The organism is Pseudoalteromonas sp. T1lg122 (genome assembly GCF_002964825.1).
GTDB lineage: Bacteria > Pseudomonadota > Gammaproteobacteria > Enterobacterales > Alteromonadaceae > Pseudoalteromonas > Pseudoalteromonas gelatinilytica.
This window is the reverse complement of sequence record NZ_PQCG01000001.1, coordinates 774,942-794,417: the sequence shown is the minus strand read 5'-3', so window position 1 is coordinate 794,417 and position 19,476 is coordinate 774,942. Positions and strand designations below refer to the sequence as shown.

General features: G+C 43.5%; 11 protein-coding genes. 5 read left to right on the top strand and 6 right to left on the bottom strand.

What is annotated here, in order from left to right:
• Window positions 1-275: 275 nt before the first annotated feature.
• From C2M33_RS03600 to C2M33_RS03590, 3 genes are all read left to right on the top strand, one after another.
• The gene (locus C2M33_RS03600; protein ID WP_105173737.1) at window positions 276-3,440 is read left to right on the top strand and encodes a glycosyl hydrolase family 18 protein; all 3,165 of its coding nucleotides are present in this window, start codon (window positions 276-278) and stop codon (window positions 3,438-3,440) included.
• Window positions 3,441-3,492: 52 nt separating this feature from the next.
• Window positions 3,493-5,100 carry a lytic polysaccharide monooxygenase gene (locus C2M33_RS03595; RefSeq protein WP_105173736.1) on the top strand — a complete coding sequence of 536 codons (1,608 nt, stop codon included), beginning with the start codon at window positions 3,493-3,495 and terminating at the stop codon, window positions 5,098-5,100.
• A 65-nt stretch (window positions 5,101-5,165) separates the two neighbouring features.
• Entirely contained in the window at window positions 5,166-7,799 is a 2,634-nt protein-coding gene (locus C2M33_RS03590; protein ID WP_105173735.1) for a glycosyl hydrolase family 18 protein, read from the top strand.
• Between the two features lie 597 nt (window positions 7,800-8,396).
• Here C2M33_RS03590 and C2M33_RS03580 read toward each other — a convergent pair.
• A complete protein-coding gene (locus C2M33_RS03580; RefSeq protein WP_063704025.1) occupies window positions 8,397-8,657 on the bottom strand; it encodes a zinc ribbon domain-containing protein in 261 nt (86 codons plus the stop codon).
• Window positions 8,658-9,320: 663 nt separating this feature from the next.
• On the opposite strand from C2M33_RS03580, the gene C2M33_RS03575 reads away from it, so the two are divergent.
• Window positions 9,321-10,073, top strand: a complete 753-nt coding sequence (locus C2M33_RS03575) for a substrate-binding periplasmic protein (RefSeq protein ID WP_105173733.1) — start codon at window positions 9,321-9,323, stop codon at window positions 10,071-10,073.
• 1 nt (window position 10,074) lies between these two features.
• Here the strand turns inward: C2M33_RS03575 and C2M33_RS03570 are convergent, their stop codons facing one another.
• The 4 genes from C2M33_RS03570 to C2M33_RS03560 form a co-directional block, all read right to left on the bottom strand.
• Window positions 10,075-11,580 carry a phospholipase effector Tle1 domain-containing protein gene (locus C2M33_RS03570; protein ID WP_105173732.1) on the bottom strand — a complete coding sequence of 502 codons (1,506 nt, stop codon included), beginning with the start codon at window positions 11,578-11,580 and terminating at the stop codon, window positions 10,075-10,077.
• A 127-nt stretch (window positions 11,581-11,707) separates the two neighbouring features.
• Window positions 11,708-11,914 carry a hypothetical protein gene (locus C2M33_RS21085; RefSeq protein ID WP_325050830.1) on the bottom strand — a complete coding sequence of 69 codons (207 nt, stop codon included), beginning with the start codon at window positions 11,912-11,914 and terminating at the stop codon, window positions 11,708-11,710.
• Window positions 11,915-11,955: 41 nt separating this feature from the next.
• Window positions 11,956-15,228: an ATP-binding protein gene (locus tag C2M33_RS03565; protein ID WP_105173731.1), complete on the bottom strand. Its 3,273-nt coding sequence runs from the start codon at window positions 15,226-15,228 to the stop codon at window positions 11,956-11,958.
• 52 nt (window positions 15,229-15,280) lie between these two features.
• Window positions 15,281-16,231 carry a GGDEF domain-containing response regulator gene (locus tag C2M33_RS03560; protein WP_233999090.1) on the bottom strand — a complete coding sequence of 317 codons (951 nt, stop codon included), beginning with the start codon at window positions 16,229-16,231 and terminating at the stop codon, window positions 15,281-15,283.
• Window positions 16,232-16,377: 146 nt separating this feature from the next.
• On the opposite strand from C2M33_RS03560, the gene C2M33_RS03555 reads away from it, so the two are divergent.
• The gene (locus C2M33_RS03555; protein ID WP_105173729.1) at window positions 16,378-18,825 is read left to right on the top strand and encodes a two-component system response regulator; all 2,448 of its coding nucleotides are present in this window, start codon (window positions 16,378-16,380) and stop codon (window positions 18,823-18,825) included.
• Here the strand turns inward: C2M33_RS03555 and C2M33_RS03550 are convergent.
• A complete protein-coding gene (locus C2M33_RS03550; RefSeq protein ID WP_062564755.1) occupies window positions 18,822-19,394 on the bottom strand; it encodes a manganese efflux pump MntP in 573 nt (190 codons plus the stop codon). The two genes, C2M33_RS03555 and C2M33_RS03550, sit on opposite strands and share 4 nt — an antisense overlap.
• Window positions 19,395-19,476 lie beyond the last annotated feature (82 nt).

Here is a 19,476-nt window from a genome sequence, read left to right as displayed (position 1 = left end):
GCTTGTTTTTTATACAGACCAGAAGCGCCGCGCTTTGCGTGGTTAAAATATTGTTAATTTTATGTTCATTTTTACTCGGTAGAATCACTCTCGTTTTTGCTTTTTGATAAAAATAATTAATTCTTTTTTAGTGTTTTTGAGTGAAACAAACATCAAAAAGTGTGTTTATTTTACCCTTTATAGGTAAATGCAAGCTTGACGTAATAGCGCTTTGTGTTACTTTAAAGTTGGATTTGTAAAATAAATGTTATTAAAACTTTGGGCGGAGGGAGCGAATGAGCTCGCATAAATTAATAAAAAATGCCTTTAAACTGAGTGCGCTGTCACTAGGTTTATACGGCTTTACAGCACAGGCTGCGATTGATTGCAGCAACTTAGAAGTGTGGCAACAAGGGCAAACTCATGTTGGTGGTGATCAGGTTCAGGCACAAGGTAGCGCTTATGAAGCGAAGTGGTGGACGCAAACCAACCCTGTGGAGACTTCTGGTGTCGATCAAGAGTGGCGTTTATTGGGTGTTTGTGACAGCGTTGTCAATGAGAATCAAGCACCTCAAATTAGCAGCTTAACACCCGCAGAGGGTTCTTTATTTACCACTAGTGACAGCGTTGTCATAAGCGCTGTCGCCGCTGACCCTGATGGCAGCGTGGCAAGTGTTGAGTTTTTTGTTGATGGTACATCGCTGAGTGTAGTGACAAGCGCACCTTATTCAGCGAGCTGGCAAGCAACGCAAGGCAGCCATGTGATAAGCGCGGTCGCAACGGATGATTTAGGGCTAACCTCTACAGCGGTTGCACATTCAGTGAGTGTGTCTGATGACGTTGAGCCGGTTAACCAAGCGCCAGTGGCAAGCATTGAATTTAGCTCGCTGCCATCACAAGTAACGGTGGGTGACAGTGTGGTATTTGCGCTTTCTGGCACTGATAGCGATGGCCAAGTAACTGCGTTATCGCTAACTGAAAACAGCACTGAAGTTCATCAAGCAAGTGCCGCTTCTTCAAGTTATACGTGGCAGGCTCCAGCACTTGGGCAATTTTCATTTACCTTAACGGTGACCGATAACGAAGGCGCGACGGATACACAAAGCAAAGTTGTTAATGTTGTTGAAGCAACAGAACCTGGTAGCGATTGTAAACCGCAAGGCTTATACCAAACACCGGGTGTGAATACCCCATACTGTAGTGTGTATGATACAAATGGCCGCGAGAAAATGGGCGCCGATCATCCACGCCGAGTTATTGGTTATTTTACGAGTTGGCGAAATGGTGCCAATGGTCAGCCAAGCTACTTAGTTAACGATATTCCTTGGGACAAGATCACCCATATCAACTATGCCTTTGCGCATGTTGATGGCAATAACAAGGTCTCGATTGGTGATCCAAATGCTGCTGGCAACCCAGCGACAAACATGACTTGGCCGGGCGTAACAGGCGCTGAAATGGATCCAAGCTTTAGTTACACAGGTCACTTTAACTTACTCAATAAATTCAAAAAACAACACCCAGATGTAAAAACCTTAATCTCTGTAGGTGGCTGGGCTGAAACCGGTGGTTATTTTGGTGAAGACGGTACTCGCGTAAACAGCGGTGGTTTCTACACGATGACAACCAATGCCGATGGCTCTGTGAACCAAGCGGGAATTGATGCCTTTGCGAAAAGTGCCGTTGAGTTTATTGAAACCTACGGTTTTGATGGTGTCGATATTGATTACGAATACCCATCGTCAATGAATGACTCAGGCCACCCTGATGATTTTCCTATTTCTAATGCGCGTCGCGCAGGCCTTAACGCCTCGTATCGTGTATTTATGCAAAAACTACGTGAAGAACTTGATATTGCAGGTGAAAAGGCAGGTAAGCATTATTTGTTAACGATTGCTTCACCCTCTTCAGGTTACTTATTACGTGGTATGGAAACATTCCAAAGCGTGAAGTATCTCGATTACGTTAACATTATGTCTTATGACTTACATGGTGCATGGAATTCACATGTAGGCCACAACGCAGCCTTGTTTGATACCGGTCTTGATTCTGAATTAGCGCAATGGGGCGTTTATACCACCGCTGAGTTTGAAGGAATTGGTTACTTAAATACGGATTGGGCCGTGCGTTATTTCCGCGGCGCGGTTTCTGCGGGTCGAATCAATATTGGTATTCCATATTACACCCGTGGCTTTAAAGATGTGTCGGGTGGTACTAATGGTTTATGGGGCCAAGCAGCGCTACCCGATCAATCAAAATGTGCGAAAGGGACTGGCGTTGGTGAGAAAAACCAATGCGGTAATGGTGCACTTGGCATAGATAACCTATGGCACGATAAGAACGATGTGGGTGAAGAAATGCCAGCTGGTTCAAACCCGCTATGGCATGCGAAAAACCTCGAAAATGGTATTAATCCATCTTACCTTGAAATCTATGGTCTAACGCCAGAAACCGATGCAGACGATGTATTAACAGGTACTTACACACGTTTCTATGATGATGTAGCGGTTGCTCCATGGCTTTGGAATGCAGAGAAAAAGGTTTTCTTATCAATTGAAGATGAGCAATCAATGGCAACCAAAGTTGATTATGTTATCAACAATGGCCTTGGCGGCATCATGTTCTGGGAGCTTGCCGGTGACTATGATTATGACTCAGCGAAAGGTGAGTACTTCATGGGCTCAAGCTTAACCACACTTGCTTACGATAAATTTAACCAAAGTGGTGTGGCTTATAACACTCATCAAGGTAATGTTGATTTTACCATTCCAAGCGAAGCGGTTGACGTAAGCTTTACGGTGAAAGACTTCCCAATTGGTGATGATAACTACCCAATTTCACCTACATTCGCATTCACGAATAACTCAGATATCGACTTAAGCGGCGCGAAAATCAGCTTTGATGTGCCTGTTTCTACCTCTGCAATTTTCAAATCAAATTGGAATGCACAAGAAAAGCTCGGCATGGCTGTTGAAGCGAATGGCTCGAATGCAGCTGGCGATAATATCGGCGGCTTTGAAAATGAGTTCCATCGTTTTTCAATCACCTTAGTGAATGAGTGGGGCGGTATCGAAAAGTCATTTAACACAGGTGAAACCGTTGAGGCACAAGTTATGTACTACATGCCAATTACGGGGCCAACTAACTTCACGATTGAGAAAAATGGCAAAACCTACGCCTTCAAATACGAATACCCAATGCTACCAGATGGCACTGCTGGCAGTGGTGATACTGGCGGTGACACCGGTGGTGATACGGGTGGCGAGGGAAGCTGTAATGGTGTTGATGTAGCAAGCATCCCTGTGTATCCAAATTGGCCGCAAACTGATTGGGCTGGTAATCCAAGCCATGCTGTTGGCGGCGACCTAATGAATCACAACAACGTGATTTACGAAGCAAAGTGGTGGACGAGCACAGAGCCAGGCACATCTGCTGACTGGACGGTGAGTTGCACGCTTTAACCAACTAAGCGGAGCAAGGACTTTGCTCCGCATTTCTACAGCGAGAACAACAATGAAAGTAATGAAATCAAAGGCATTGTCTTTATCGGCAGTGGCAACCAGCATGCTGCTTGCCTGTGCATCAAGCCATGTGAATGCCCACGGATTCTTAGAAAGCCCGAAGGCACGCCAAGCATTTTGTAATGCTGATGGCGGGTACTGGTGGCCTGCTGATGGCACAGGGATCCCTAATCTTGCTTGTCGCGCAGCGTTTGTTGAAGCAGGACATGTGCAGTTTGTGCAAGACATTGAATACTCGGCAAATACGGTTAACTACACTGACCTTGAAGCAGTAAAACAAAGTGTACCTGATGGCCGATTATGTGCCGCAGGCGACCCAGAAAAACGCGGTATGGATCTACCTTCAGCGCATTGGCAACGCAGTGAGGTTATTCCTAATGCAAATGGCGATATTTTAGTGCGCTTTTTAGCAAGTACGCCGCATAACCCGAGTTTTTGGCAGTTTTACTTAACAAAACCGGGCTTTGATAGTGCGACTCAAGTGCTTACTTGGGATGACCTAGAGCTTGTTGAAGAGTACGGCAATCTTGATTTTAGCATTGATGCTAACAACGACCGTTACTATGAAATGAGCGTGTCTATTCCACAAGGGCGCAGTGGCGATGCCATATTATATACGCGTTGGCAACGAGATGATGCCGGTGGCGAAGGCTTCTACAACTGTAGCGATATCAATATCGTTAGCGATGCGACCCCAACAGAGCCAACCGATTGGACAGCAATCAGCTACTTTGTTCGTCAAGGACAAGACGCTGAGGTTGGTGGTAGTGTGTCAGCTCGGTTATTTGATGAAAATGGCCAAGAGTTACTTACTCAACAAATGCAGATCACAGCAGATAATCAAGCTAATTGGCAGGCTGAATTTGCGGCGCTGTTAAACCTTAATTACGCGCACTTAGTTAATATTGGCGTGCAAAATAGCACCGGAGATATTGCCTTTGATGCGTCTGATTTATTGATTAATCAGGTCTTTACAACGAATGCAAACTACAGCTTTGCACTAAGCATACAAGCGGCTCCTGACAATACCGCGCCGATAATTCATCAACCAGATGACCTTCAAGTTGAAGAAGAGAGCAGCACCGCGATACACCTGCACGCCTTTGATGATCAGCAAAGCACCTTAACTTATAGCTGGGATGTACCGGCACCACTGAGCTTTACGGGTAATGATGCCAACATCACGCTAAACGCCCCCGCTGTCGATGCTGATACAAGCTACACCGTAAGTGTATCGGTGTCAGATGGCGAGCTCACAAGCCAAGTAAGTTTTACCGTGACTGTGCTTAATAGCACTGTGGTCGACCCTGATCCAGTTGATCCGAGCGTGCCTGCTTGGAATAGCACAAGCCAATACAACACGGGCGATAAAGTGAGTTTCAACGGCGGCGTTTACAGCGCGAAATGGTGGAACCAAGGCGCACAACCAGACAGTACTGATGCATGGCAGCTTGAATCTGGCAGTGCATCAATCGAGTGGAACAGCGGCAAAGCCTATCAAGGCGGCGACGAAGTAACCTATCAAGGACAGCGCTATCGAGCGCAGTGGTGGACCCAAGGAGATGTACCGGGTGCCAGCCAAGTATGGACAGAAATCTAAAGTTTTGTAGTTCAAACTTTATCAATAACAGCGTAACGCTATATAAAAACAGATAAGAGAGAATCATGAATATAAAACAATTAAGCGCAGCCATTGGTGTTGCACTCTTTGCAAGTGCAGCGAATGCAGCACCTTCAACACCAACCATTATTTGGGAGCCACAAGAGTACTCATTTGTTGAGGTTGATCTTGAAGGTACAGGCTCATACAAGAGCTTGGTGAACCGCGTTGATGAAGTCACTATCAGCATTGAATGGAACGCATGGAGTGGTGATGGCGGCGACAGCTATAAAGTGTACTTCGATGATATGTTGGTTAATGAAGGCTCGCTGGCAGCAGGCACTAAAAGTGGTGTTATTAGCTTCCCGTATGATAAAGCCGGTCGTCACACATTATATGTAGAACTATGTGAAGGCGGTATCACCTGTGCGCGCAGTGAAGGTAAGCCAATTGTTATTGCCGATACAGATGGCGGTCACTTAGCGCCATTGCCGATGGATTATGATCCAAACAACCAAGATATTGGCACTAAAGATGGCCTTGTAACCGGTGCCTACTTTGTTGAATGGGGTATTTATGGTCGCGATTTCGACGTAACCAATATACCAGCGCAAAACCTAAGTCATATCTTGTATGGGTTTATTCCAATTTGTGGACCTAATGACTCATTAACAGGCGGTCCTAAAAACGCGCTAAATACGGCGTGTGCAGGCTCGCAAGACTTTGAAGTTGTGATCCACGACCCATGGGCAGCGATTCAAAAAGCGCTACCAGGTGTTGATAGTAACGACCCAATTCGTGGTACGTATTCGCAGTTAATGGCGTTAAAGCAGCGTTTTCCTGATCTGAAAATCTTACCATCAGTGGGTGGTTGGACTTTATCAGACCCATTTGCTTACTTTACCGATAAAGCAAACCGCGACACGTTTGTGGCATCAATGGAAGAGTTTTTAAGAACGTGGAAGTTCTACGACGGTGTTGATATTGACTGGGAATACCCCGGTGGTCAGGGTGCTAATCCAAACTTAGGCGACCCAGTTGCTGACGGCCCAGCATACGTTGCGTTAATGCAAGAGCTGCGCGCGATGCTTGATAAGCTTGAAGCAGAGACCGGTCGTGAGTATGAGTTAACATCAGCGATTGGTGCAGGTTACGACAAAATTGAAGATGTCGACTACTCACAAGCTCAGCAATATATGGATTACATTTTCTTAATGAGCTACGACTATTATGGTGCATGGAGCAATGTAACGGGCCATCAGGCTGCGCTTTATTGTTCATCGCATTTCCGTGTTGGTCAGTGTGATGGCACAGGTGTTGATGAAGAAGGCGTTCCATATAAAGGCCCTGCTTATACAACTGATAATGCAGTGCAAACTCTACTCGCGCAAAACGTACCATCGAAGAAAATCGTGGTGGGTACTGCTATGTATGGCCGTGGCTGGGAAGGGGTTTATCCAGAAAACGCGACTATCGCTGATAACCCAATGACAGCCCCTGGTAATGGCAAACTTAAAGGCACTACAGCGCAAGGCGTATGGGAAGACGGTGTTATTGATTATAAAGGCATCAAAACTTACATGTTGGGCGCTGCTGAAAATGGCATCAATGGGTTTGAAACAGGTTATGACGAACAAGCCGAAGCTGCTTATGTATGGAATCGTAGCAACGGTAAATTAATTACATACGATAACCGTCGTTCAGTTTTGGCAAAAGGTGCTTATGTTAATCAATATAACCTAGGTGGCCTATTTGCATGGGAAATTGATGCTGATAATGGCGATATTCTTAATGCCATGCACGAGGCACTTGGCGGCACAGTCACTGAGCCTAGCAATAGAGCGCCCGTGCTATCTGTATCAAGCACTGTATCTGTTAACTCTGGCGAAAGTGTATCTGTGACTGCATCGGCAACTGACGCAGATAACGATCCACTAAGCTTTAACTGGACAGCTGACAGCGCATTAACAGTAAGCGGTGAAAATTCAAATACCCTTGTAATCACAGCGCCATCAGTGACTGCTGATACGCAATACACGGTTACTGTCAGTGTGAGCGATGGCGAGGCAAGTGTAAGCCGTAACGTTACAGTGAATGTAGTAGCACCAACGACAGGCGAGAACCAAGCACCAGTTGTTGCGGCAATTACTGATAAAACAGTGGCAGAAGACGCGAGTGTGGACGTGGCTGTTTCGGCATCTGATGCTGATGGCGATACGCTTTCATACAGCTGGACAGTGCCAGCAGGCTTAACGTTAGTAGGCTCTGGTGCTGATGTGAGTTTACAAGCGGGCAGCGTTGATGCAGATACAAGTTATGTTGTGTCGGTTTCGGTAAGCGATGGTCAAACTGCTACAGCAGTGAGCTTTAATGTCACCGTGACAGATTCTGGTACAACAACTCCGCCAGATGGTGAAACCACATGGGATGCAGCGGCGACTTATGTTGGTGGTGATACGGTGATTTATAATGGCGTAGAATACACTGCTAAGTGGTGGACACAAGGTGAGCGCCCTGATTTAGGCGGCCCATGGGAAGCAAGTTCACAACCAACCGACGGTAATGGTGATGTTGTATGGCAAGCTGCGGGTATCTATAACGGTGGCGACCAAGTCACTCACCAAGGTAATAAATACGAAGCGAAATGGTGGACTCAAGGAGACGAGCCAGGTGTCGCGGATGTATGGAAAGCACTTTAAGTGTAATAACCACATTTAATGCCCATCATTAAAATGTGATTTCCCTTCAAAGCAGCCTTATGGCTGCTTTTTTGTGGGGGGAAGTTAGAAAGAGTAAAGTTAGCGAGGGGAAAGGGGAAAGGGGAAAGTTAGAAAGGGGAAAGTTAGAAAGGGGAAAGTTAGAAAGGGGAAAGTTAGAAAGGGGAAAGTTAGAAAGGGGAAAGAAGCTGTCAGCTTTCAGCGGTCAGTCGATCTGTGGGGTTGGTCAGGTCGAGTGTTCTTCTCAGCATTTGAACTGCACATTTTTAGGGTAGGTTGGGTCGAGCGGAGCGATACCCAACATAATCCATGTAAACCTTTTAATTTAAAAGATAAACCAATCAATCAAACGCGATGTAAAATCACTGCTATAGACTCACACCTTAATCTCGTACCTCATATCTCGTACCTCGTATCTCGTACCTCGTACCTCGCAACTTTACTCTTTCCACTTGAAACTCGCTAACTTAAGACATTTCCCGGCTAAAGCCAGTCCTACGAGGGAAAACATAGGCGCTGGGATTTAGGCTCTAGGACGCGATGTAAAATCGCTGCGACATGCTTGTAACTCGCCAACTATTAAACTGTTTTCTTTGGCTCAACAGCGAACCACATGATGAAGCCGCACTTTTTGCACGATAACAAGGATGCGCTGTCATTCGCCCAATCTAAATTCAAAAACGTCATGCCTGCGGTATTTAATTGCGCCTGACCTAGCTCGAAGTGATGATGCCCACAATGAATGCATTTTGCTTTTACGTTGTTTACTTGGTATTCGTCTGATTTTACTGCATTCACAGCACCTTTAAGGCCTTTGCCTAGCTTTGAAATAAATGACATCTGTAACCTATTTATTAATTGAGAAATTTAAGACAACCCATAAAAGAAAAAGAGAATGGTCCTTTTTTGGGTGTACCTTTTTATCATACAATTGTGTTTGTAGCTAATCGAAACAAGTAGCCATACCGCGATGTAAAATAGCTGGCTTTTAATTGTTAGACGTCAGATGTTAGATTTCTGTCGAGCTGTGGGGTTGGTTAGGTCGAGTGTTCTTCTCAGCGATTTAAGCCTTGTAGGAGGTACTTTTGTGCCGAATCAAACATAAATGAGAGCGGTCAGCTTTCAGACGCGCGAAACAAGTTTCACGCCTACGGGGGAAAACATAGGCGCTAGGTTTTGGGTTCTAGGACGCGATGTAAAATCGCTGCTACCTCGTATCTCTTAACTTTACTCTTTCCCCTTGAGGCTCGCTAACTTAAAACATTTCCCGGCTAAAGCCAGTCCTACGGGAGAAACATTAGGCGCTAGGTTTTGGGTTCTAGGGCGCGATGTAAAATCGCTGCTACCTCGTATCTCGCACCTCGAATCTCGTATCTCTTAACTTTACTCTTTCCCCTTGAGGCTCGCTAACTTTCTGTTTCTCATTTCACACATTGGTCTTTCAGGTATTATCAACCATACTTGAATAATATGGTTTGTAAGTATTTAAACTAAGGTGGGTTAATGGGGTTAAAAGCGCTGTTTTTACTTGTTGTTGCTGTATTGAGTAACTCGGCTTTTAGCTGCGATAAAACCTTAAAAGTGGGGATTAGTCAGCAGTGGGCACCTTATGCTTTTACGCAAAATGGTAAGCTCACCGGCATTGATATTGATGTGGTTAATTTAGTGCTAAAAGAGGCAGGGTTTTGCGCTAAATACGTTGTTATGCCTTCATCTAAACGGGGCTTTGCAGAGCTTAAGCACGGTAAAGTCGATTTACTACCCGCGGCAAGCTATAGCACCGAGCGTGACTCTTTTAGTTTCTTTTCAGAGCCATACCGTAATGAAGTAATGCGCTTGTTTTGGTACCCGCATGGCCGCTTAGAGTCTTTAGACTTACAAGGATTGCTCGAACACCAGCAAGTTATTTTAACTAACAGCGGTAGTTACTTTGGCTCTGATTTTACCCATTTGAAAGAAGACGCTAAATATAAAGATCAGCTTGTTACTGTGTCATCTTTGCGTCAGCGCCTCGCTATGCTAGTTGCAAGGCGGGTCGATTTTTTTGTTGATGATGAACTAGCTGGTTTATATTTAATTCAAAAAAATAATCAGCAGGGTATCGAGCTGCATCCGTATATTGTCAATAATGACAGCGTTTACTTTATGCTCAGTGAAACAACCCTTTTAGCAGAAGACAGAGCCGCTATTAACTCAGCAATTTTAAACAACCAGCAAGCGATAACGGAGATCATCGCTCGCTATGTTAAACATTAAATCATCCTAAACGAGTCACGCGCAGTTTAATGCGCCCCGCATTCGCCCCATAAAAGCGGTTTAGGTCGTTGGCAAACGGGCAAAACTCACCTGATTTAGCAATACGAATATCAGCACCCTCAGCAATTTCAAACAAATGCTCGTCGTTGTTATCGATAGCGCCAATCAACGCAAACCATTGTGCGTGGGGTAAACGTCTAAACGGTTCAAGCACGGCCATCGGGATTTCTTTCACCCCTAGTTGAATATTGTCTCGGTGCCATCCGGCAGGGCCGCAACTAATGCCGTCGTCATACCAAGTTTGCTCAGGATAAGGCGTAAATCGGTAAGTACCACCTTGCTCTAACATTAAGCCGGTGTGGTTGTACTTTTCGGCGCCATACACAAACACATCTTTACTTTCGTCTATGCTCAGCACCGTCATATTTTGCTTATCAAGCGCAATATGCGGGCTTAAGCCCTTAAAGCTTAAGCGAGTTTCGTCATTATACAGTACGTCGTAATGAAGGCTCTTCAACGACTCAGGGCGATAGCTTGTTAAGCGATTAATGCGCTCTGCGACTGTGTAATGAATGGTTGGCGCGAGCGTGCTTTGTTCGTTATCAACCAGTACACAGCATTCGCGATCTACCAGTTTAAACAACGGGTTAAACCAAAAATAGTTTTGCTGATGACTCAGTGCCAGCGGATCTGGGGTAACGGTTACATCATCTTGGGCAATGAGGTTACGATGCTCTGCTGGGAGCAGGGTGTTGTAATTGATATCCGCGCTGGTAAGTAAGTTTAATGCAACGGTTTGTTCTATCAGCCACTCAATCGCATAGCGCAGGCAAATGTCGGCTAAACCATCACGATAATAGCCACCACCCACATCTGAATGAGCGCCCGCAAACCAGATCTCTTGTACATGCGGTGCACTATTAATAAGTGTGGGTTCAAATGCACGGCGCTTTTCATCAAGTGCTACGCAATGAAGGGCTGCTTTTATATTGCTTGCAAGTGTGTAGTTTTCAAAAATAACGTGCTCAGCACCGCGGGTTGCTTTTGTTACTTTTGAAAAACCAATTGATGCAACGGTATCAAATACACATAAGTAAACATCATCACTAATAAGTGGCTCTAAACATTTGGCAAAGCGCCTAGCAAGAGCAGCACCTCGGCTAAAACCAGTCAGAAGTATTTTATCACCTACAGTGTAGTAGCTTTTAAAGTCGCTCATAGCACGATTTAAAATGCTGGCAACATCATCGCCTCTTGGTGCAAGGGCTTGATTGAATAAACGTCGAAAGCGGCTACCTTGGGTGCCTATACCCTGATAATAAAAGCTAAGTTGGGTTGGAAATGGTGTTTCGGGTTCGCTATTGAGTGCGCCACCAAAAAGTAAATGAAGTTTAAGAATATTAGAAATACTGGCGTCTTCTTTGAAGTGTGCAGCGCTGAATTGTTCAGCATCACGAGGTTCGCTGCCTGTGCCATCAAAGTTGAAAATCAGCGTTTTAGCGGTCATAGCGTCATTCCTTTAGTGGTTTGTATAAACATACTCCCACTTTATGAAAATTAGAAGACAAATATGCGGCGCTTTAATGAAAAATGGGCTTTGATTTTCAAAGCCCATTTATTTGCTCTTAATAAAATTAGCCGACCCTGGCTACGGTATGCTTTTGTAAAATTTCTAACAAAATCTCGTAGTCTTTTTCGATTTCGAGCAGCTTAAGTTGAATATCTTTTAGCGTATTACCTTTGCTTGCGGCCAGCACCTCTAGCTCAGTAAAGTGCTGGTGCAATTTGGCTGCGCCCACATCGCCACAGGTCCCTTTGAGTGCATGGCTGGTGGTTGCAATCGCATGGTAGTCTTTGTCTTTGATTGCTTGTGTTAGTAGCGTTATTTTTTTATGTGACTTTCTAAAAACATCTTACTTACTTTATTTAATAGCACTTCGTTATTCATTAAGCGGCCAAGGGCTGCTTCGCGATTCCAATGCTGTTTTTCTTCATCGATTAATTCTTCTTGATTTATAGTCGGCGACTGATTTACCTCAGGCACAGCAATCGTTTTTGGTACGGTATGATGTTTAGGGTACGTTGATGCAACCCATTTCGCTGTAGTGGTGATGAGCTTATCGGCACTGATTGGTTTTGTGATGTAATCGCTCATACCTGCATTTAAGCACTTTTTACGCTCGCCAAGCATAGCATTGGCTGTCATGGCGATAATAGGAATGTCGCTATGGTGCTCTCCACCAGCCCCTTGACGTATTTGTGCCGCAGCATCATAGCCATTTAAAATTGGCATTTGGCAATCCATCAAAACACAATTGAATGGGTCGTCATCTGCTGCATTTGCTAATATTTCAATGGCTTGCTTACCATTCGATGCCATTTCAAAGCGCAGTGCCAAGCTCATTAACGTGCCTTTGGCGACTGCGGCATTAATATCATTATCATCAACAATGAGCACTTTTGCGCCTGCAATATCAACATCTATGTGAATTTGTGTATCAGTCTCGCGACGAAGTGGTGTTGTGTCTTGAGCTTGCTGCTCTTGGATGAGTCTTTCATCAGCCAGTTTAAGTAAAAACTCAGAGATAAGCACAGGTTTAGATAACCGCGTAAAGGCACAGTATTTAGCCTGTGGTGGTGGCTCAGTTGGGTTTATAAGCACTACTAATTTAAAGGGCAGATTATGGTCGTAAGTGTTTTCACTATAGCTATCAAGTTTTGCGAGTAACGGGTTGCCTGGCTCTAAAATCAGCGTATCAAAGGGCATGTTATCGTTAATTTCAAAGCTTTCTAGGTCAACATTCGTGAGCTGTCCACCGCAGTGAGAGATGAGTTTTGTTAGGCTTCGTTCAAGTTCTGGTTGTTTGACTGACACTGCAAACACGCTGTCTTTTAAGCGACTGCTTGGTTGGCGTTTTTCTACATTTTGGCTGTCTAATTGAATGGTAAATGTGAAGGTACTGCCTTTACCTTCGGTTGATTCAAAGGATATGTGTCCATTCAGTAAACTAGCTAGTTGCTTACATATCGATAAACCAAGCCCAGTGCCCCCATATTGTGCGGCCACACTGTTATCGGCTTGGGTAAAAGCACTAAACAATTTATTTTGGTTTTCAGGCGCAATACCAATGCCGGTATCTTGAATTGTGCAGCATAGCTCAACGTTATCATCGCTAAGTCGCTTACTCGCGGCGGTAAATTTTATAAAGCCCGTTTTAGTAAATTTGATCGCGTTATTTATTAAATTGGTAAGCACTTGTGAGTAGCGATGAGGGTCAGTAACAATCGAGCTGTACTCAACATCGGCAATATCTAAAATAAATTCAAGGTTTTTCTCTTGGGCTTTAACAGCCATACTGCCACTTAAACTCTCAAAAAACTTGATGGGGTTAAAGGCTTTTTGGTCTAAGTCGAGTTTGCCAGCCTCAATTTTTGATAAATCAAGAATGTCATTAATGAGTACATTTAAGCTATTAACGCTTACCTCGGTCATTTCTAAATAATGTTGCTGTTGGTTACTTAATGACTCTCGTTTAATTAAATTGAGTGTGCCGATAATGCCGTTTAAGGGAGTACGCATTTCATGGCTGATATTGGATATAAAAGCGCTCTTAACTTGGCTGGCTTTTTCTAGCTGGGCAGTTCTTTGTGCAACTTTAATTTCGAGCTCGTTATTAATTTGCTTAATTTTGTCATTAGCAATTTTTTCTACGGTCGTGTCGCGAATGAGGATGGCTGTGCCGTTGTGCTGATGATGATCATTAAAAATAGCTGAAAAAGCGAGTGCTAAATGGGTCGTTTGTTGATTGGTTAACTGATAGTCGACTTCAATTTCATGTTGTTTTCTATTGGTTTTAAGGGAGCTGCAGATTTCTTTGATATTAATATTTGAAAATAGATTCAACTTGTTTATATCTGCCCCTAATACTTGCTCCCTCTGAAAACCAAACAATTCAGTGGCCGCTTTATTCCAACTAGACACAAGACCAATATCACTGACCGCAATAATGGCATCTTTTGAACCGCTAATAATGGCTGAAGACACCGCTCTTGCCTCGGCAAGCTCGCGGTTACGCTTTAAATTTCGATGCAAAAATCCAAGCACAAACACTAAAAAAGCAGAAACACCCAGCAAAAAAACATAGGTGCTGATCCTTTGCTCGCGCTCCATCGCATTAATTTCAGAGTGAGGTAGCATAATGTGGGCATCTATAAACCCGGTTTCTAAATCTCCAGTAAATGGAATGCGTTTACTTAATGCTTCGTATTGTTGCCCGCTTGCAAGGTTAGAGCTAATGCTGAGTATATTTTCTAGATAGGCGGGTTCAGATTTATACACTGAGTCCCAACGTTTGTTTGGCGCTAAGTCGCGACTAAAGCGAAAGTCTTCATTTGGGTGTACTAAAAAGTAGCCTTCGCTGTCTGTTAGGATCAATGAGTTTGGTGCTTGTACCATCGCATTAAGAGATGCAAATAGGTGAGAGGTGTTAATGTTTGCAATAATCAGCCCATAGCGTTGCATATTTTCATCAAAAATGGGTAAGGCAATACGTAGCATAGGTTTATAAGGATAGTCGAGCTTTCCATATTCTCGGTTGAGTGTTATTGCAGATAAATACATATCACCCTGTGGTAATTGCGAACTTTGCTGATAATAGTCACGGCCACTTTTATCCTGTAACTGACTATCGGCTTTTACAACTATGCCACCGGCAGCTCTGTCTACTCTGATCAGTTCTTGTCCTGCTTGTTGCGTACTGATGATACGTAATTGCTCGAACTCAGCGTTGGATTGTAAAAATGCAACGAATATCGTTTCTAAACGTTTTTTCCATTGCTTTGAGGTGGTGCTATCTAGCGGATCATTGCCATCGTTCGCAGCGGCTCTTGCAAGCCCTGCTATGGGTGGGGTGGAGTATAAAAACTGTAAATCGTTTTTGTATTTGTTAATACTCTCATGTATCTGCACATTTACGGTAGCGCTTGATTCTCTCAGTCGTTCAGCAACATTGTTATTAATATTTTTATGAAGTTGTAGCTCGAAAAAGAAGATTGCTGAGCACATAATGGCGCCGATAAAAGCAATCGCTAATGGCACTAAAAAGCGTCCTTCAGAGGTTGTCGCTTTTTTCTGGTGTAATACTTCGTAATCCATGGTTTAGCCCTCCATACCGAAAACGTGAGTCGGTAGTAAGGTTTGACTAAGCTTAAAAACTAAAACTGGGTTCAGCAAGTATGCAAACACAGCGGTTTCTCCCTTGATGCTTGGCTTGATAGAGCGCTTTGTCGGCACAGCGAATTAGCTCGTCAGTGTCGATGGCTTCATGCCCAGAAAATGTTGCGCTACCAATACTAATAGAGAGTACTCCAGAGGTTGCATGTGGGTGTTCAATGTTTAGTTCACGAATGTTTGCCAAAAGCTTATGGGCAATAAATTGTGCCCCTTGAATATCGGTGTCTGGCAATACACATAAAAATTCTTCACCGCCATAACGAATAGTAGTATCGGTTGGGCGGTTAACACTTTTTTTGATTTCATCAGCAACACGTTTTAGGCATTCGTCACCTTGTTGATGACCAAGAGAGTCGTTGTACTGTTTAAAGTAATCAATATCGAGCATTAATACCGAAAGGGCTTTATCGTTTCTGACGGCTAAACGAATGTTTTGATCAAGGGTGTTTTGTAAAAATCGTCGGTTGTTTAAACCTGTTAGGCTGTCGTGCTCACAAAGACTTTTGAGTAAATCGGCTTGTTTTTTTAAGGTCAAATGTGCTTTTACGCGATTAAGTAATGTGACGCCATAAACCGGTTTTGAGACAAAATCGACGGCGCCTGCTTGCCAGCACCTATTTTGGTCATCTTGATCCATAATAGCGGTAATAAAAATCACCGGTATATCGTTGTACTGGGTGTGTTTTTTTAATAGCTTGCAAACATCTAGGCCGCTCATAGAGCCAAGCATCACATCAAGCAGTATTAAATCTGGCTTAAGGGTTTCGCACAGGTGCAGCACGTTTTCACCGCAATCTGTGGTGTGAGTTTTATAGAAGGGCGCGAGCAAACTTTCTATTACGGTTGTATTAATTGGTTCATCATCAACAATCAAAATAACAGAATCATTAAGCTTTAAATCTGTGCTACTAGCTACCGGCTGCAAACTATTCCCTCCACGCGATGAATAAAGCATAGACCGGATTTTGGGATTTTCTACAACTTAAGAATTAAAAAATTATTTTTTATGTTGGCGTGTCTGCTGAGATAGGACTAGAGTTTTTTTAAGTACTATTTACAGAGGCGATGGGTATGCTTTTTTCTCATCATGATCATTCACACAGCAAAGTGCTTGTTGTTGATGATGAGCCGACTAGTTTGATGATAATGGCCGAGTCATTAAGTGACCTTGGTGAGATTGTTTGTTGCGATAATGGCACACAAGCAATTGAGAAAGCTGCTTTCTTTCAGCCCGATGTGATTTTGCTCGACATTGAAATGCCTGGTATGAATGGCTTTGAAGTATGTCAAAAGCTTAAAAACAACCCAAGAACCGCACAAAGTCATGTGATTTTTGTCACCTCGCATAATGAGCAAATTTTTGAATATCAGAGTTTTGCAAGCGGCGGAATTGATCTTATTCATAAACCCGTTGATTTGAACATTTGTCGCCTAAGAGTACAAAACCAGTTAAAGCTTAAACACCAAGAGGCGCAAATACTGGCTGCAAAAAATGATATTTCGACACTCGTTGCGCAAGTACCTGTGTATATATCTTACTGGTCAAATACTGAGGAAAACCTCTTTAGTAATGATGAAACCTGCCATTGGTTTTCAAAAACCAGCGAGCAAATGCTTGGTTGTTCCGCTAAAGATGTATTACCAGATGAATTGTATGAGGCTTTTCACCGCTGCTTAACTGAGGGCATAGAGCAAGAAGTTTTAAATATTCAGCTGCCTAGCCCTCGCAATAGAATTGAATATGTTCGAGCGCAAATAAATTTAAGAATAAAAGAGCAAGAGGTTGTTGGTGTCATTCTTACTCTTTCGGACATCACCTCAATTACCCATACAAAAAAACTGTTATCGAATGAGTCAGAACGTTTACGGGTTATGCTTAATTCTATTGGTGATGCCGTAATAGCTACAGATAATAATGCAATTATTAACTTTATGAACCCTATTGCTGAGCGATTAACGGGTTGGCACGCTGAAGAAGCAAAAGGACGCCATATTGAAGAGGTAATGCAACTCACTGATGCCACATCAAACAAAAAAATTATCAATCCAATTTCTGTTGCTTTAAAAGAGCAGCGCATTGTGGCGATGGCGTTAAATAGTCAATTAACCGGGCTTGATGGACGAGTTTATAGAGTCGAAGATTCAGCTGCGCCAATACGGGATATTGAAGGAAACATCATCGGCGGTATTATCGTGTTTCATGATGTCAGTGAATCAATCGCGATGGCCGTGAAAATGAGTCATTTAGCAAATCATGATTTACTAACGGATTTGCCTAATCGGGTGTTATTGCATGACAGGGTCACCCATGCATGTAAAGTTGCTCGCAGTATGAAGAAAAAAGTGGCCTTAATGCTGATTGATATCGACCACTTTAAATATTTAAACGACACCCTAGGTCATCATCAAGGCGATTTAATTATTAAGCATGTGGCTAAACGGCTTGAATCACTCATCGATTTGAATACCACGTTAGCTCGAATTGGCGGTGATGAATTTGTGATTTTATTACCTGACGTGCAGAGTACTACTGTGGTCGATGCCATTGCCAGCGATATTATTAACACCATGAATGAGCCGTTTCGTATTGATAGCCAAGAGTATATTTTATCAGTCAGTGTGGGGGTGAGTGTTAACCCTGCGGACTCTACTCAAGCAGAAGAGATGATGACTCATGCCGATGCAGCCATGTACCGTGCGAAAGAGCAGGGACGTAACCGTTTTTGCTATTACTCCGATGACTTAGAGTATCAATTTAAGCAGCGTCAAAGCGTTGAAAAGCTCTTAAGACATGCTATTGAGCAAGATAAGATTGAGGTGTTTTATCAGCCGAAACTAGCGCTCGCAACCCGGAAAATCATTGGTGTAGAAGCCTTAGTGCGACTAAGAGATAACGACAATAAACTTATTTCACCACTGGATTTTATACCCCTTGCTGAAGAAACAGGCTTGATTCATGCGCTAGGTAAGTCAGTGCTTAAGCAAAGCTGTATCGCTGCTAAAGAGTGGGCTGATAAAGGCCATAATATAAAAGTTGCCGTAAATATTGCTGCAAAACAGTTTACCGATGGTAATTTTTGTAATCTCGTTGCTGATACCATTGAACAAGCGGGGCTTGCCAGTGAACTGTTAGAGCTGGAAGTAACTGAAAGTGCGTTGATGCATGATTTTGAAGAAATAAAAATGATGCTTAATAAGCTCTCTGACTTGGGGTTAACCATTGCCATAGACGACTTTGGTACGGGCTATTCAAGTTTGTCGTATTTAAAACTCTTCCCCGTCGATGTACTCAAAATAGATCAATCTTTTGTGAGAGATATGCTCACTGATACGCAAAGTATGGACATTGTTAGAACCATCACCAGTTTAGCGCATACCTTGAATTTACAAATAGTGGCTGAAGGTATTGAAGAAAAGCAGCACTTAAATAGTTTAATCGATTTAGGCTGCGAGCTTGGGCAAGGGTACTATTTTCATAAGCCCATGCCCAAAGAAGAGTTTGATAAGCTATTAGGTTAAGCCATGGTGTGGCTGTATAGGATGCCACAGCCGATAAAGATAAGTGCAACACCGCCGATTGCTTCGGCCTTTTTGCCAACCCAGCCACTCATTACGTTACCAAGTAGTGCGCCGATGGTAACCATAATTGTGGTTGCTAGGCCTATCATAGCGGCTGCTAAGTAAATGTTTACTTTCATGAAAGCAAGGCTAATACCGACTGTCATGGCATCGATACTGGTGCCAACAGCGGTTAGTAATGTGGCAATGAAAGAGCGCTTGGTATTCGGTGCAAGTTCCTCTTCATCGTCGTCATCTTCTTTACGACTCTCAAGCAGCATATGAACACCCAAACCCACTAACAACACAAAGGCAATCCAGTGATCAAAGGCTTCAACGTAATCTGCACCGGCACTGCCAATTAGCCAGCCAACAATCGGTGCGATAGCTTCGATACAGCCAAACAATAAACCAAGCTTGATTGCACTCAGAACGCGAGGATTTTTAAGCGTACTGCCTTTGGTGATTGAAGCTGCAAAAGCATCAGTCGACATTGCAAGCGATAAAACGCTTAGAGTAATAATATTCAATTTTTGCGCCCCACAAAAAGTGGGCATTATACGCGGATGAGCTGTAAACAGGTAGGTTAATTTACGGCTCAAATAGCTAAGG

Bases quoted from the DNA above. Each gene is read 5' to 3' on its own strand.
- C2M33_RS03600 (WP_105173737.1), top strand. From the start codon at position 276: ATGAGCTCGCATAAATTAATAAAAAATGCCTTTAAACTGAGTGCGCTG.
- C2M33_RS03595 (WP_105173736.1), top strand. From the start codon at position 3,493: ATGAAAGTAATGAAATCAAAGGCATTGTCTTTATCGGCAGTGGCAACC.
- C2M33_RS03590 (WP_105173735.1), top strand. From the start codon at position 5,166: ATGAATATAAAACAATTAAGCGCAGCCATTGGTGTTGCACTCTTTGCA.
- C2M33_RS03580 (WP_063704025.1), bottom strand. From the start codon at position 8,657: ATGTCATTTATTTCAAAGCTAGGCAAAGGCCTTAAAGGTGCTGTGAAT.
- C2M33_RS03575 (WP_105173733.1), top strand. From the start codon at position 9,321: ATGGGGTTAAAAGCGCTGTTTTTACTTGTTGTTGCTGTATTGAGTAAC.
- C2M33_RS03570 (WP_105173732.1), bottom strand. From the start codon at position 11,580: ATGACCGCTAAAACGCTGATTTTCAACTTTGATGGCACAGGCAGCGAA.
- C2M33_RS03565 (WP_105173731.1), bottom strand. From the start codon at position 15,228: ATGGATTACGAAGTATTACACCAGAAAAAAGCGACAACCTCTGAAGGA.
- C2M33_RS03555 (WP_105173729.1), top strand. From the start codon at position 16,378: ATGCTTTTTTCTCATCATGATCATTCACACAGCAAAGTGCTTGTTGTT.